The sequence below is a fragment of the Acidobacteriota bacterium genome (genome assembly GCA_030697165.1).
In the GTDB taxonomy this organism is placed as follows: domain Bacteria; phylum Acidobacteriota; class Vicinamibacteria; order Vicinamibacterales; family UBA2999; genus 12-FULL-67-14b.
Genome location: JAUYQQ010000001.1, coordinates 1 through 14,541, shown reverse-complemented (window position 1 = coordinate 14,541; position 14,541 = coordinate 1). Strand labels below are relative to the sequence as shown.

At 66.1% G+C, this 14,541-nt stretch carries 15 protein-coding genes; 9 read left to right on the top strand and 6 right to left on the bottom strand.

Annotated elements, in window-relative coordinates:
- Positions 1-2 precede the first annotated feature (2 nt).
- Both infA and Q8T13_00070 read right to left on the bottom strand, forming a co-directional pair.
- Entirely contained in the window at positions 3-221 is a 219-nt protein-coding gene (infA, locus tag Q8T13_00075; protein MDP3716145.1) for a translation initiation factor IF-1, read from the bottom strand.
- Positions 222-275: 54 nt separating this feature from the next.
- Complete coding sequence (locus tag Q8T13_00070; protein MDP3716144.1) at positions 276-2,807, bottom strand: AMP-binding protein; 2,532 nt, start codon at positions 2,805-2,807, stop codon at positions 276-278.
- A gap of 72 nt (positions 2,808-2,879) precedes the next feature.
- On the opposite strand from Q8T13_00070, the gene Q8T13_00065 reads away from it, so the two are divergent.
- Genes Q8T13_00065 through Q8T13_00045 form a run of 5 tightly spaced genes read left to right on the top strand, consistent with a single transcriptional unit; the run spans position 2,880 to position 7,684 of the window.
- Entirely contained in the window at positions 2,880-3,803 is a 924-nt protein-coding gene (locus Q8T13_00065; GenBank protein MDP3716143.1) for an NAD-dependent epimerase/dehydratase family protein, read from the top strand.
- A gap of 55 nt (positions 3,804-3,858) precedes the next feature.
- Positions 3,859-5,502 (top strand): M20/M25/M40 family metallo-hydrolase, encoded by a 1,644-nt coding sequence (locus tag Q8T13_00060; protein MDP3716142.1) that lies wholly within the window; start codon positions 3,859-3,861, stop codon positions 5,500-5,502.
- Positions 5,503-5,551: 49 nt separating this feature from the next.
- Positions 5,552-6,487 carry a threonine/serine dehydratase gene (locus tag Q8T13_00055; protein MDP3716141.1) on the top strand — a complete coding sequence of 312 codons (936 nt, stop codon included), beginning with the start codon at positions 5,552-5,554 and terminating at the stop codon, positions 6,485-6,487.
- Positions 6,488-6,530: 43 nt separating this feature from the next.
- Positions 6,531-7,151: a hypothetical protein gene (locus Q8T13_00050; protein ID MDP3716140.1), complete on the top strand. Its 621-nt coding sequence runs from the start codon at positions 6,531-6,533 to the stop codon at positions 7,149-7,151.
- Positions 7,148-7,684 (top strand): RES domain-containing protein, encoded by a 537-nt coding sequence (locus tag Q8T13_00045; GenBank protein MDP3716139.1) that lies wholly within the window; start codon positions 7,148-7,150, stop codon positions 7,682-7,684. The genes Q8T13_00050 and Q8T13_00045 overlap by 4 nt, the downstream gene beginning before the upstream one ends.
- Positions 7,685-7,733: 49 nt before the next feature.
- Here the strand turns inward: Q8T13_00045 and Q8T13_00040 are convergent, their stop codons facing one another.
- Positions 7,734-9,095, bottom strand: coding sequence for a polynucleotide adenylyltransferase (locus tag Q8T13_00040; GenBank protein ID MDP3716138.1), 1,362 nt, complete (start codon positions 9,093-9,095; stop codon positions 7,734-7,736).
- A gap of 61 nt (positions 9,096-9,156) precedes the next feature.
- Here Q8T13_00040 and Q8T13_00035 point away from each other — a divergent pair, with 61 nt between their 5' ends.
- The 3 genes from Q8T13_00035 to Q8T13_00025 are packed head-to-tail and all read left to right on the top strand — an operon-like array spanning position 9,157 to position 10,918.
- On the top strand, positions 9,157-9,387 hold the full coding sequence (locus tag Q8T13_00035; protein ID MDP3716137.1) for a type II toxin-antitoxin system prevent-host-death family antitoxin: 231 nt from the start codon (positions 9,157-9,159) through the stop codon (positions 9,385-9,387).
- Positions 9,384-9,767 carry a type II toxin-antitoxin system VapC family toxin gene (locus Q8T13_00030; protein MDP3716136.1) on the top strand — a complete coding sequence of 128 codons (384 nt, stop codon included), beginning with the start codon at positions 9,384-9,386 and terminating at the stop codon, positions 9,765-9,767. The genes Q8T13_00035 and Q8T13_00030 overlap by 4 nt, the downstream gene beginning before the upstream one ends.
- Positions 9,767-10,918, top strand: a complete 1,152-nt coding sequence (locus Q8T13_00025; protein MDP3716135.1) for a M20/M25/M40 family metallo-hydrolase — start codon at positions 9,767-9,769, stop codon at positions 10,916-10,918. Before Q8T13_00030 ends, Q8T13_00025 begins: the two co-directional genes overlap by 1 nt.
- Here Q8T13_00025 and Q8T13_00020 read toward each other — a convergent pair.
- The 3 genes from Q8T13_00020 to Q8T13_00010 all read right to left on the bottom strand — a co-directional run bounded on the left by Q8T13_00020 (position 10,915) and on the right by Q8T13_00010 (position 14,060).
- Positions 10,915-11,844 carry a proline dehydrogenase family protein gene (locus tag Q8T13_00020; GenBank protein ID MDP3716134.1) on the bottom strand — a complete coding sequence of 310 codons (930 nt, stop codon included), beginning with the start codon at positions 11,842-11,844 and terminating at the stop codon, positions 10,915-10,917. The two genes, Q8T13_00025 and Q8T13_00020, sit on opposite strands and share 4 nt — an antisense overlap.
- Positions 11,845-11,858: 14 nt before the next feature.
- The gene (locus tag Q8T13_00015) at positions 11,859-12,983 is read right to left on the bottom strand and encodes a 1-acyl-sn-glycerol-3-phosphate acyltransferase (GenBank protein ID MDP3716133.1); all 1,125 of its coding nucleotides are present in this window, start codon (positions 12,981-12,983) and stop codon (positions 11,859-11,861) included.
- 75 nt (positions 12,984-13,058) lie between these two features.
- Positions 13,059-14,060, bottom strand: coding sequence for an isocitrate/isopropylmalate dehydrogenase family protein (locus Q8T13_00010; GenBank protein MDP3716132.1), 1,002 nt, complete (start codon positions 14,058-14,060; stop codon positions 13,059-13,061).
- A gap of 288 nt (positions 14,061-14,348) precedes the next feature.
- Here Q8T13_00010 and Q8T13_00005 point away from each other — a divergent pair.
- A partial coding sequence (locus Q8T13_00005; GenBank protein ID MDP3716131.1) for a hypothetical protein occupies positions 14,349-14,541 on the top strand: 193 nt, incomplete at its 3' end.

The window sequence follows — 14,541 nt, the reverse complement described above, 5'->3', positions numbered from 1 at the left end:
CCCTAGCGGGCGCGGAAGGTGATGATGCCGCGTTGAGGGTCGTAAGGGGAGATGCCAACCGTCACCCGGTCGCCAGGAACCACCTTGATGCGGAAACGCCGCATCCGTCCGCTCAGCTGCGCCAGCACTTCGTGTCCGGCATCCACCTGCACTCGGTAGAGGCCACCGCTATGCACGGCGACGACCGTGCCTTGCATGTCTATCAGATCGTCTTTGCTCATTCAGGTCCAGTAATCGGCTCCGCGGTCGGGAACAGTCCCAACCCACGGATTGTGTCATGCGCCGCCCTTGATAGGCAAATCGCGTACCGCTTGCTCCACCTGCCGGGCCAGGGCCCCGTAGTCATTCCCGCTGAGGCGCAGGGGCGCGCCAAAGGTCACTGATACCGGGCCTGGCCGGGCCATTCTTTTGCCCGTTGGCAGGACTCGGTCAACCCCTTCCAGCCGGACCGGCACCACGGGCAAGCCCAGCCGCGCGGCGATCATCCCCACCCCGCCACGAAACGGCTTGATGTTGCCTGATTCGGATCGCACGCCTTCGGGAAAGATCAGCACCGAATAGCCCGCCCCGGTGACCTCGCCGATGTAGCGCAAGGTCTCCCGCGCGCCGGCCTCGCGCTGCGGCAGCGGGAAGCTGTTGAAGAAGAGTGCCGCCAGGTAATAGTTGCCCCGGCTGGTCAGCACCTGCCTCCAGCGGTACTGGGCAGGGTGAAAGTGCGCCGCGAAGAACTCCTTCGCCATGGCGGGCGCGATGCGCGCGCGCCACGCGCCGGGCAGCACCGAAAGGACGACCGGAACGTCCAGGTGGCTCTGGTGATTCACCGCGAACACCACCGGCCCGCGGATGCCGTCGAGGTGCTGCAGCCCCTCAACCGTCACCCGGGCGACGAGGCGAGTCAGCGGCAGGATCCATGTGAACTGGCTGGCACGCCGCAACCACCGCGCGGGCCAAGCCCGGTTCCAGGCAGGGAAGTCGACCGGCTCGTGAACCGATGCCGCCGGCGGCGCGGCGGTCACCACCGTCCGCAGATCATCAAGCGTCCTGGCGCCGGCAAACCGCGTCTCGTCGATGCGCGTCCCAAACCGGCCCTCGAGGGCCACCATCAGCTCGATGCGGTCGAGCGAACTTAGCCCGAGTCCCTCGAGCGAAGTGTCGCCGCTCAACACCCGCGCGCCGGCGAACTTCGACAACACCGCCGTAACCGGATCGCCGTCGCCCGCCGGAGCCGCAGGGCTTGCGCCGTCCGTCAACCACGCCTTGATCGCCGTGCGCTTCAGCTTTCGGGTGCCTTCGGTACGCGGCAGGGGGCCGCTGGTCCAGAGCGAGAACCCACGGATGCGCTGGTGATCCGCGAGGCCGGCATTGGCCCTCTGCACCACGGTTTCCGCGTCGACCTCCGGCGCCAGCACCAGCACGGCATGCACGCGTTCGGCGGTGCCCTGCATCGACCCGACCACGGCCGATTCCACGACGCCGGCCTGCTCGTCGAGTGCGCGTTCGATGTCGCCGGGAAAGACGTTGAGCCCCTCTGGCGTGACGATCATCTCCTTCTTGCGCCCGCGGATGAATAGCCGCCCCTCCTCGTCGCGTTCGCCGATGTCGCCGGTGTGCAGCCACCCCTCGGCATCACTTGCTCGTCCGCCTTCCTCGGCAGCCGACTCCCGACTGTCGACTCCCGACTCCCGACTCCCGACTCCCGGCCGGTAATACCCCGTCGTCACGTTCTCGCCTCGAACCAGGATCTCGCCGTCGCTCGCGATCTGCACCTCGACGCCGGCGAGGGGCGCGCCGACCGAGCCGGTGCGGGTCCTGAACGGGTGATTGATCGTGACGGCCGGCGCCGTCTCGGTGAGGCCGTATCCCTGGATGACGACGAATCCCAGGCGCTTCCAGAACTCCTCGAGGGCAGGGGCCAGCGGCGCGGCGCCGACCACAAACCCCCAGAACTTGAACCCGAACTGGCGGTGCAGGTGGCGGTATCGCCACCACCGCCGTTGAACGGACAACCCGCCCGGTGGCTCCATTGAAGCCGGATCGATGCGCGCCGCGTGCTCCTTGAGCACCTCGAGAATCTTGGGCACGCACACGATCACCGAGACCCTGGACGCCTTCACGCGCCGGACGATGTCGTGGGGGTTCAGGCTGCGGATGAAGACGACCGAGCCGTCGATCAGGGGCGGGATGCCGGTGGCCATGGCCTGCCCGAACACATGGCTGAGCGGCAACAGGTTCAGGAAGCGGATCGGACGGAACGGACGGGCATAGCGCTTGTAGCGATCGATCTCCCGGGCGATCGGGTTGAGGTTGGCGAGGATGTTCCGGTGGCGGATGAGTACGCCTTTCGGCTCGGCTGTCGCGCCCGAGGTGAAGACGATCTGCGCCACGTCGTTGCGGTCAACAGGCAGGTCCGGCACCGGTCCATCGCTGTTCCAGTCGATGCCAGCCAGCGGCACGGTGTCCATGGCGCCCGGTTCGACTTCGTCACCCGCCAGAACGAGGCGCGCGCGGACGAGGCCGCGGATGCGGGTCACGAAGTCCGACGACGAGCGGTAGTCGATCGGGACGGCGACCGCGCCAATCAGCTGGATGCCCCAATACGCGACCACCCACTCGGGCCGGTTCTCGCCCCAGATCAGGACCTTGTCACCCCGGCCGAGGCCCTGGCTTGACAAGTACGCCGCAAACCCCCGGCTGGCCGCCGTGACGTCTGCATACGAATGCCGTCGCACGCGAAAGCCATCGTCATACACGAGGCATTCGCCGCGCCTGGACTCGAGCGTGCGGAAGAGGTCAATCAGCGTGTTCACGCGGGAATCTCAAATTCTAACGTCCGTTATCCCGGTCGACTACAATACCTGTCTGTCTCATTCGGGGAGTTGATGCACATATTCTTGACAGGCGCCACCGGGTACATCGGGTCGGCAGTACTCGACGCGATGATCAAGGGGGGCCACCAGGTCACGGCCATCGCCCGCGACCCGGAAAAAGCCGAAAAACTGCGCGCCAAGGGCGCCACTCCGGTCGTCGCGGAGCTCGGTCTGCCCAAGTTGTACGTGTCGCTGCTGAAGTCCGCGGACGCGGTGGTCCACACGGCCTTCGAATCGTCGCCCCGCGGCGTGCAGGCCGACCAGCAGGCGATTGAGATCATGCTGACGGCCCAGCGCGACGCCATGGCCGCCGACGGCAAGGCACGGGCGTTTCTCTACACCTCGGGGGTCTGGGTGCTGGGGCGCGCCGCGAGGGCCGCGGACGAGGACTCGCCGCTCGATCCCCCGCCGCACGTGGCGTGGCGTCCGGCCCATGAGGATCTGGTACTGGGGGCCGCTTCGTCCGGGGTGCGCCCGGTCGTGATCCGGCCGGGCATTGTCTACGGCGGCGGTCGCGGCATTGTCTCGGACCTCATCAAGGACGCCCTGAACGGCCTCGTCCGGGTGGTCGGTCCCGGCAAGAACCGCTGGGCGTGTATTTACGACCACGACCTGGGAGACCTCTACGTGAAGGTGCTCGAGTCGCCGCTGGCCACGGGGGTCTTCCACGCCACGGACGAGGCCGACGAGAAGGTCAGCGACATCGTCGAGGCCATTGCCGGGCAGGTGCCACAGCGGCCCGACATCCGCTACATGCCGATGGCGGAAGCGCGCAAGAAGTTCGGCGCCTATGCCGATTGCCTGGCGCTCGATCAGAAGGTGCGGAGCCCGAAGGCGCGGGCGCTCGGCTGGTCACCGAGCCAGTCGGGTGTCGCCAACAGCGTGGCGCGCCTGGTCGAGGAATATCGCAACGCCCAGCGTGAGAAGAACGAATAGCAAAAGTGCCTAAGGTGCCTGAGTGCCTAAGGTGCCTATAGTGCAGGGTGCCAACGTGCCAAAGTTTCTGACGATCGCCGGCCTGCTGATTTTCACCGCCGCCTGCACGCAGCCGGCCCCGCCGCCGCCACCACCGCCCACTCCGGCTGAGGGCGAGATCACGGTCGATTCGTTGACGACGCACATCAAGGTGCTGGCGTCGGACGAGTTCGAGGGCCGCGCGCCGGCGACCCCCGGCGGCGAGAAGACGGCCGACTACCTGGTGAAACAACTGACCGCGATCGGCATTGAGCCTGGTGCTCCTGATGGGAGCTATTTTCAGCAGGTGCCCATTGTGGAAGCGGTGACCGACCGCAACTTCGTGCTCAGCGTGCCGGGAAACACCTATCGCTATAACACCGACATGATTGCGAACGCGGGTGTCGAGCGACCGCGCGTGCAGGTCCAGGGCGAGGTGGTGTTCGTCGGCTACGGCATCAACGCGCCCGAGCTGAAGTGGAACGACTACGAAGGCGCCAACGTGCGCGGCAAGTGGGTGCTGATCATGGTCAACGATCCGCCTGCGCCCGCGGACGAGCCGACGTTGTTCGGGGGGCCGGCGCTGACCTACTACGGCCGCTGGACCTACAAGTACGAAGAGGCCGCCCGCCAGGGTGCGGCCGGCGCGCTGTTGATCCACACCGACGAATCGGCCACCTATCCGTGGCAGGTGGTGCAGTCGTCGTGGAGCGGGACACAGTATTCCTTGCCGCCGCAGCCCGGCGAACCGGCGCTCAACATCAAGGGCTGGATCACCGACCGGTCGGCAAAGGATCTGGTGCGCCGCGGAGGCCGTAACCTCGACACCCTGCGCGAGGCCGCCAGCAAGCGCGGCTTCAAGGCCGTCACCCTCAACACCCGCGCGGCCGCGACGTTGACCCAGCGCTCGGCCCGCAAGACCTCGCCGAACGTGATTGGCGTTCTGAAGGGGACCAACCCGTCCGAGGCGGTGATTTACAGCGCGCACTGGGACCACTTCGGCGTGCGCGAGGCGCTGCCGACCGACGCGCCTGGCGCGGATCGGATTTACAACGGCGCCTACGACAATGCCTCGGGCGTGGCCGGCGTGCTCGAGATCGCCAAGGCCTTCAAGAACTCGCCGCAGCCGCCGGCGCGATCGATCTACTTCGCGTTCGTGACCGCCGAGGAATCGGGCCTGCTCGGTTCGTCGTTCCTGGCGGCCAACCCGCCGCTCCCCATCGACAAGGTCGCCGCCAACATCAACGTGGACGGCGTGAATTACCTCGGGCCCACGAACGACATGGTGCAACTCGGCTCGGATCGCTCGACGCTGGGGCCGATGGTCGAGGCCCTCCTGAAGGAGCGCGGCCGCACGCTCGGGATCGACGCGCATCCTGAACGCGGCTATTTCTTCCGCTCGGACCACTTCCCGTTCGCGAAGGCCGGCGTGCCGGCGCTGTCGCTGAGCTCGCCGAAGCAGTTCACCGGTCCGAACGCCGCGGCACTCCTCAAGAAGCAGGAAGAGTACAACGGCAAGGACTACCACCAGCCGACCGACCAGTACGACGCCTCGTGGGATTTCAGCGGCGGCGTCGACGACCTGAAGCTGCTGGCGCAGCTCGGCTGGCGGATCGCCGCGCTGCCAGAGCTGCCCAAGTACAACGACGGTGATCAATTCGCCCAAGTGCGAAGGAAGTAGTGTCTGAGCACGCCAGGAGGGCGGCACTTTAGTGCCGCCGGGGGCCTTCATGGAACCATTCGTTACGCTCGACGAGATTCGCGCGGCACGCGCACGGATTGAGAACGCCGCCGTCTACACACCGCTGCTTGACGTCGATGGGCTGCTGCTGAAGTGCGAAAACCTGCAGCCGATGGGCGCGTTCAAGATTCGCGGCGCGTTCAACATGATCGCGCAGTTGTCGCCCGAGCAGCTGACGCGTGGCGTGATCACGTATTCGTCCGGTAATCACGGCCAGGCTGTCGCTCTCGCCGCCAGGACACTGGGCGCGCCGGCCGTGATCGTCATGCCCACTACCGCGCCGGCGGTGAAGGTGGAAGGCTGCAAGAGTTACGGCGCTGAAGTCATCATGGAGGGCACCACGTCGCTCGATCGCCAGGCGCGGGCCGAGAAAGAAGCGCGCGAGCGTGGGTTGACCATGGTGCCGCCGTTCGACCACCGCCTGATCGTGATTGGCCAGGGCACCACCGGCCTCGAGATCCTCGAGCAGTGCGCCGATGTCGGCACGGTGTTCGTGCCCGCCGGCGGCGGCGGCCTGGTCTCCGGCGTCGCGGCCGCCATCAAGCTGTCGAATCCGTCGGTCCGGGTGGTGGCGGTCGAACCGTCCGGTGCGGCCAAGATGTCGCGCTCACTCGAAGCTGGTCATCCGGTGACGCTCGATTCCTCGGCGAGCATTGCCGACGGCCTCATGAACCTGCGTCCCGGCGACCTCACGTTTGCGCACGTCCAGAAGTACGTGGATGAAGTGGTAACGGTCGGCGAGGCCGACATCGCCGCGGCGGTCGCCTGGTTGTTCAAGCACGCCCGCATCGTGGCCGAGCCGAGCGGCGCCATCACCACCGCCGCCGTCCACCTGGGTCTTGGTCACCCCGGCGGCAAGGTGGTCGCAATCGTTACCGGTGGCAACGTTGCTCCCGACAAGTTCGCCAAGTACATCGCGGTCTGACCCCGGATTTGACAAGTCCCACCAATGGGAATAGATTTGGGTTATGGCTCAGGCCCAAATCAAGTCCAAATCTGATCCAATAGCGACCCGCTCCATTCGGTCGCTGGCGATCGAGGTGTGGCGGCGCGCCGAGGGGATGGGCCTGGTCGAAGCAAATGCCTCCTCGCTCGACGCCGCCGACATCTCGCGCCTGCTGCAGCGCGTCAGCGAGGCCGGCATTGCCCGCGGACCGGCGCTCCATTTCGACAACGTCGAGCCGCCCTCGGCGGCCGAGGCTGAATCGCTCCTGAAGTTGGTGATTGCCGCCCTCGACTCGTCGCCGGCGCCCAAATTCGAGTGGCCGGCAGTCACTCGCGTCATCGATGCCGATCAACTCGCCCCGTTACTAAACGTGTCGGTCTCGAGCCTGAAGCGCTATGCGTCTGGCGAGCGCGACACGCCAGACGACGTGGCGGCGCGACTGCACCACGTGGCCCTGATCGTGGGCGACCTCGCCGGGGCATACAACGAAGTCGGCGTCCGCCGATGGTTCGAACGCAAGCGCACTGCGCTCAGTGGCCGTGCGCCCGCCGCCCTGCTGACCGGAGACTGGAATCCCGATGATGCGCCGCCGCAAAAGGTGCGGGAGTTGGCGCGATCGCTGGTCGCGCTGGGGGCCACGTGACTGGTTTTCGCCAGGCCGATCCTCGCTATCCCTTTCTCTGGAGCGACTCTGACCAGCCTGCTGCTCGCTGGCATGCCGATGGCGAGGGTCCGGCCCATTACTTCGCCGATACGCCCGACGGCGCCTGGGCTGAGTTGTTACGGCACGAGGAGATTCACGATCCCGCCGACGTGGCGACTTTTCGACGTGTCCTCTGGGCCGTCGAACTGAGTGAGGATGAGCCCGCCCAGGCGGTGATGTTGAAGCTGGCGGTCGCGACCGGTAACCAGGACAGCTACTGGGCGTGCCAGGAGCACGCGCGGAAATTGCGCGAGCGAGGGGCGACGCGCCTGGTCGCGCCGACGGCCGCGCTCGTGCCGGGTGGCGCCGCCGGGCGCGAGGTGGTCGACGCGCTCGAGCGACCGGCCACCCCGCGCGACGGACGCGTCATTGTGATTTTCGGCGAACCCGCGGGCCTTCTCGGATGGAAGGCCGTTGAACACGGCGCGCCGCCGGCCGGATTACTCCCGCGCGTCCGGCATTTCGGGTCGTAAGGTGAACAGGAGATCAGGAGATCAGGAGAAAAATTGTTCTCTTGATCTTCTAGGCTCCTGTGAAATTCTTGGCCTTGAGGACCGCGTCGTCAAGTGTCGTGACCGCGCCGTCCAACTGCAGTTCGTAGACCGCCCGCAGGATCTCCCCCATCCGCGGGCCCGGGGCCACGCCCAGTTCGATCAGGTGGCGCCCGAGCAGGATCGGCGCGGGTGGCTTGTGCTCGACGCCCAGTGCCCGGGCGCGGTCGATGAACCAGTCCATGGCGGAGCAGTCGAACGTGCCGGTCCGGCCGTGGCAATCGGCACGGCCGAAACGAACCAGCAGTTCGAGGTCCACCTTCTGCGCCAGGCGGCGGAAGGCGCCGTCGGTGACCGTGTCCTTCTGCTTGTGAAACGCGCTCGGCCGCAGGTGTTCGGCCGTGATGCCCAGCACTTGGGCGCGGACGTCGAAGTTATCGAGCGAATGCACGTTGAGGCGGTCGAGTATGGCCGTGGCCAGCGGCACGCCGGCGGCTTCGTGCCCAGGCGATCGCACCCGGCCATCGATCAGCGCCGTCGTCAACGGCTTGCCCAGGTCGTGGCAGACGGCGCTCAGCATGATGGTGGCAAGCCGGGCGCGGTCCAGATCCGCGTTTCGTGCTCTCGCCTCGTCGATCACCATCAGCGTGTGGATCCAGACGTTGCCCTCGGGATGCCACTCCGCATCCTGCGGGCACTCGTAGAGCGGCACCATCTCCGGCAGGACTTGCTCGATCACGCCGAGCTGGCGCGCGAGCGCGAACCCAATCGAGGGCCGCGGTGCCTTCAGCAGCAGCTTCTCGATCTCGCCCCAGATCCGTTCGGCCGGCAGATCGTCGATTGGGATGCGCCGACAGATGTCCGCGGTGGCCGGCTCGATCGTCAACTCGAATCGCGCCGCAAACTGCAACGCGCGCAGCACGCGCAGCGAGTCATCGCCAAAGGTCACCGCATCCACGACCCGCAATCGCCGCGCGTCGAGGTCGTCGCGTCCCTTGAACGGGTCCAGGTACTCGTCGGTCAGCGGATCCCAGCCAATGGCGTTAATCGTGAAGTCGCGCCGGCGCGCCGCCTCTTCGAACGACATCGAGTGGTCGCCTTCGACGATGAAGCCCTTGTGGCCGCGGCCCGATTTCGATTCGCGGCGGGGCAGCGCGACATCGATGTGGCCGAGCTTGTAGACCGGAAAGGCCTGGCCGACCGGCTCGACCCGGCCCAGGGTAGTCAGCAGTGCGCGCAGGCGATCTTCGGGGATCCCGAAGACCTCTAAATCGAGGTCCTCGGACGGTTGTTGCAGTAGACGGTCGCGGACAAAGCCGCCGACGCACAGCGCGCGGCCACCCGCTTCGCGCACGGCGAGGGCGACACGACGGGCGTCCTGCTCGAGACTCACCTGCACAGAATAGCCGATGGCTGGCCCGGCTGATGTCAACCAGTACGGTAAACTAGTTGGTATGGACACCGAAGACATCGGCGCCTTTGAGGCCAAGACCCGGCTGTCGGAGCTGCTCGACAACGTCAGCCGTGGCCGCGCCTACCGCATCACCAAGCGTGGCAAGCCGATCGCCGAACTGCGCCCCATCACCGTGGGCACCGGTCGCCCCACCTTCGGTGCCGATCGCGGCCGGGTGGCCATGGCCGACGACTTCGAGGCCCCGTTGCCCGACATGAAGTCATACCGGTGAAGCTCCTCCTCGACACCCACGCGCTCCTGTGGTTTCAGGCCGGGGACCGCCGGCTCAGCAAGGCCGCGCGCCGGGCCATCGAAGCCGACGATGCCGAGCTGCTGATCAGCGCCGCCTCGGTGTGGGAAATGGCCATCAAGGCGAGTCTGGGGCGGCTCCAGCTGCCGGGTCCGGTCGGCGGCTATCTCGCTGAGAAGGTCGGTCAGGGCTACCGCATGCTGGCCATCTCGTGGACCCACGCTGCCAGGGTCGAAGACCTGCCGTGGCACCATCGCGATCCATTCGACCGCTTGCTGGTGGCGCAGGCACTGACAGAACGCTACCCGGTGGTAACGAGAGATCGTGTCTTCCACAAGTATGGCGTCGAGGTCGTCTGGTGATGGATCCCACACTCACGCTGCTGAAACAACTTGTCGCCATCGATTCAATCAATCCGTCGCTCGTGCCGGGAGCGGCGGGCGAGGCCGCGGTTGCGCGCGCGCTCGCGGACGAGTTGCGGACGATCGGGCTCACCGTCGAGATCCAGGAAGTGGCGCCGGGACGGCCGAACGTCGTCGGTACGTTGGAAGGGAAGGCGCCTGGTCGCTCGCTGATGTACTGCGGACACACCGACACCGTCGGCGTCTCCGAGATGACGCGGCCGTTCGATCCCGCCGAGCGAGGCGGCCGAATCTACGGCCGCGGTTCACAGGACATGAAGAGCGGGGTGGCGGCCATGATCGGCGCCGCCCGCGTCATCGCCGAATCCGGCGGACTCGACGCCGGCCGCCTGGTGATTGCCTGCGTCGTGGACGAGGAGCATGCCAGCATCGGCGCCGATGCATTGGTCACCCGCTGGCGCGCCGACGGCGCGGTGGTCACCGAGCCGACCGACCTCCAGGTGGCCGTGGCGCACAAGGGTTTCGAGTGGGTGGAGATCGAGACCGAGGGCCGCGCCGCCCATGGCAGCCGGCCGCGTGACGGCCGCGATGCCATCCGCCTGATGGGACGCGTGCTGGGCGCGCTCGATGCGCTCGACCGCGATCTGCAATCACGCACACCGCACGCACTGCTGGGCACCGCCTCACTCCATGCCTCGGTGATTGCCGGTGGCCACGAGTTGAGCAGTTACCCCGACCGCTGCCACCTGCAGATGGAACGGCGAACGGTGCCCGGTGAAGCTCCGGGTATCGCGGGGACTGAGGTCGAAGCGATTCTCGAACGGTTACGCCGCGACGATCCTGAATTCAAGGGCGCCGCGAAAGTCGCCTTCGGCCGTCCGCCGCACGAGATCGCGCCGGATCACGCGTTGCCGATGGCCATGCTGCAGGCTCTCCGCACCGTGGCACCGGGGCACCCTGGCACCGTGGCACCTGTGATCGGGATGAGTTTTTGGACCGATGCCGCCGTGCTCAGCGAAGCCGGCATTCCGGCGATCCTCTACGGACCGACGGGTGCCGGGCTTCACAGCATCGAAGAGTGGGTCGACACGCAGTCGGTGCTTACGTGCCGCGACGCGCTCGTTTCGCTGGCGCGCGAGTGGTGTCGTTAGTCGCGCAACAGACCCTTCACAACAAACGCCACGTTGGCCGGCCGCTCGCCGAGGCGGCGCATGAAGTACGGATACCACTGCTTGCCGAATGGCACGTAGACGCGCACCCGGTACCCCTGCGCGACGAGCGCCGTCTGCAGGTCGCGGCGAATGCCGTACAACATCTGGAACTCGAACCGATCGTTGGCGTAGCCCTTGCTCTTCGCATAGGCCTTGGCGGCGTCGATCATGATCGGGTCATGGGTGGCAATGGCCGGGTAGGTCCCCTCGTCCATCAGCAAGCGCATCAGGTCCACGAACGCGGCATCGACTTCGGTCTTCTGCTGATACGCGACGGTGCGGGGCTCCTTGTAGGCGCCCTTGACCAGCCGCACGCGCACGCCCATTCCGTTCAGCCGGCGGATGTCGGCCTCCGAGCGCTTCAGGCAGGTCTGGATCACGGTGCCGATCGAGGTGTGGCCCTGCTGCCGAAGGGTCGCGAGGATGTTCAACGTGGCGTCGGTGTAGGGCGAGTTTTCCATGTCGATGCGCACGAAGAAGCCGTTGGCATCGGCCGGCTCGAGAATGCGCCGCATGTTGTCGACCGCCGTGGCGTGGTCGACATCGAGGCCGAGCTGCGTCAGCTTGAGCGAGACGTTGCGCTCGATGCCCGACGCGACGATCTTGCCGATGATGCCGACATAGTCGGCTGCGGCCGCAGCCGCGGCATCCGCGCTGGCCACGCTTTCGCCAAGGTAGTCGAGCGTCAGGCCCAGCCCCTTACCGGGCAGGTCGGCGACCGAGGCGATCGCCTCTTCAACCGTCTCGCCGGCAATGAACCGGCGGGCAAACCCGCCCGGCCGCATCCCGTAGGAGGACGCGAATCGTTGCAGCGCAGAGACTTGGGCAAGGCCGTGGAACAGGGCCTTTGAGGTGACGTCGAGCATTCGTGGCCGGGACCTTAGTGGGTGGCGCCGGGGGGCGCCAGCAGGTGCGCGATCGATCGGCCGTAATACCGGAGCACGCTGCGCTCGCGGACGCGGTAACGGCCGTTTTCGATCACGATGATGTTACGCGTGGCCAGCGGCTCGCTGCCGAGCGCCAGCACTTCGTCGGCCGTCTGCACGCCGAGGTTGGCGTCGGCGGCGCGCAGCGCGTCGAGGATCACGTTGATGCGGTCGGAGAGCTCGGCCTTCGAGCCCGACGCTGTCATCGCCGCGGCCAGCACCGCCGTGGGCAGCACCTTGTAGAGCCGTCCGATCTCGCCGCGGACGTGGCGCGTCACGTCCATGACTGCTTTGCGCGATTCGCCGTCGATGCCGTCGATCGGCACCGGCCGGCCGAACGTGACGAACGACCGGCTGCGATAGCCCACGGCATAGCGGACCAGCTCCGCCACTTCGCGGCTGAACGCCTTCTGCCGCCGTTTGACCTTCTGTTTCGCGATGACGTGGTCCTCGAGCACCAGGTCGTACGACACCGCCACCGGCACCAGTTGCATGCCCGGCACACCGGCGTCGATGCACGCGCTGAACAGGCCGGTCTTCATGGTCTTGAGCTCGCCGCTGTAGCTGCGGCCGCCCTCGGGGTAAAAGAACAGGTCGTGCTTGTGCAGCAGCTCGCTGACGTAGGCCTTCAGCGTGATCAGATACGCAGGATCCTTGGTGTTGCGGCGGATCGGCAGCGCGCCGGTTACGTGCTTGTGGATCAGGCCGAGCGGTCCGCCGAACAGGTTGATGCCCGCTGCGATGATCGGCGGGCGAATGCCGGCATCGTCCAGGGCCAGCGGCTCCACCAGGTAGTCGATGTGGCTGCGGTGGTTCGACACGTAGGCCACCCGGCCCTGGGCGGCCGCGTCCACGGCCAGGTGCTGCCGCTCGACGACGCGCTCGATCTTGCGCAAGATGGGGTAAAGCGGATACTCCAGCGCCCGGTACAACTCGTAGCGCTGCGTTGTCTGCAACTCTTCGAGGTAGCCCATGACCCGCGTTCGGGCATCGTCGCTGGTCAGGCCGTGCGTACCTTCCAGAAAACGCGCGACATCTGCCCGCGCGAGAACGGCCTGGGCGATGGTGTCAGTAGCCACGGCTCTAGACTGGGTGGACCCTGTTAACTTCATGGCCGCGACAGCGGAGCGGCCTTTGGGCTGACAAGCTATCCATCATTTAGATGATAGCGCGTGCGCGATTGCGTCGGCAAAAGAGGTGGTGGTTGCCGTGCCGCCCAGATCGGGCGTGACGTGGCCGCTGGCGAGCACCTTTTTCAGGGCATTCACGATGGCGTCGGCCTTGGCGTCCAGCTGCAGGTGCTGCAACATCAGCACGGCCGACAGCAGCAGCGCGGTGGGGTTGGCGATGTCTTTGCCGGCAATGTCGGGCGCGCTGCCGTGGACCGCCTCGAAGACGCCGACGCCGTTCAGCCCCAGGTTTGCGGCGGGCACCACGCCCAGCCCGCCGACCAGCCCGGCGCACAGATCCGACACGATGTCGCCGTACAAGTTGGGCAGCAGCAGCACGTCGAGGCGTTCGGGATGCATCACCAGGTGCATGCACGCCGCATCGACAATGCGGTCGTCGAACTCGATCTCGGGGTAGCGCGCGGCGACCTGGCGGGCGCAGTCGAGGAACAGGCCATCACTGAGTTTCATGATGTTGGCCTTGTGGATCGCGGTCACCCGCTTGCGGCCACGCCGGCGGGCCTGCTCGAACGCGAACTCCGCGATCCGGGTCGAGGCCACTTCCGTGATGATCTTGATGCTCTCCACCACGCCCGGCACCACCGTGTGCTCGAGCCCGGCGTACAGGTCTTCGGTGTTCTCGCGGACGATGATGAGGTCCACGCCCTGGAAGCGCGACGGCACCGATGGCAGGTTCGAGACCGGGCGCAGGTTGGCGTAGAGGTCGAGCGCCTTGCGCAGGCCGACGTTGACGCTGGTGAAGCCCTTGCCGACTGGCGTCGCAATGGGCCCCTTGAGCGCGATCTTGTTGCGCGTGATCGACTCGAGCAGCGCCGGCGGCAGCGTCGTGCCGTGTTCGGCGACCGCCTCGGCGCCGGCCGAGAACGTTTCCCACTCCGGCGAAAAGCCGGCGGCCGCCAGCACCTTGACGACGGCGCGGGTGACTTCGGGGCCGATCCCGTCTCCGGGAATCAGCGTGATCCTCATCGGGTCCTGGCGGCTCAAGCGGTCAACTCCGGCCTGCAACTGCAACTGCAACTGCAACTGCAACAGGACGGGACAGGAGAAGAACTGGGGCATCCCTCACAGAAGAGCTCACTTATCCCTTCAATACAGCGAGCCCCTTTGCGGGGAGAAGGCCTTCAGCGAAACTACGAGCAACTGTTAGACTGCAAGTAGGATCAGGACGTTAGGGGTGGAGGGGCATATTGTACAGCAAAAGAGCATCTAGGAAAGTCTTATGATCTTATTGTAAATCGAATGAGGCTTCTCCCGATGCGTTTGCACGCAAACCTTTCTGAATCCTTCGTACCGTATGAATTTCTTTGTGAAGTTCAAAAGCTTTATAATCCAAAGGCAGAATACTTGTTTCATTTTGGTTCGGAAGAGTTTTTGTTGTTTCGACAACCAGAAACAAGGTACACTGTCCTACAAATCCTTATTCTACAAAGAGAAGTCGTAATTGTGA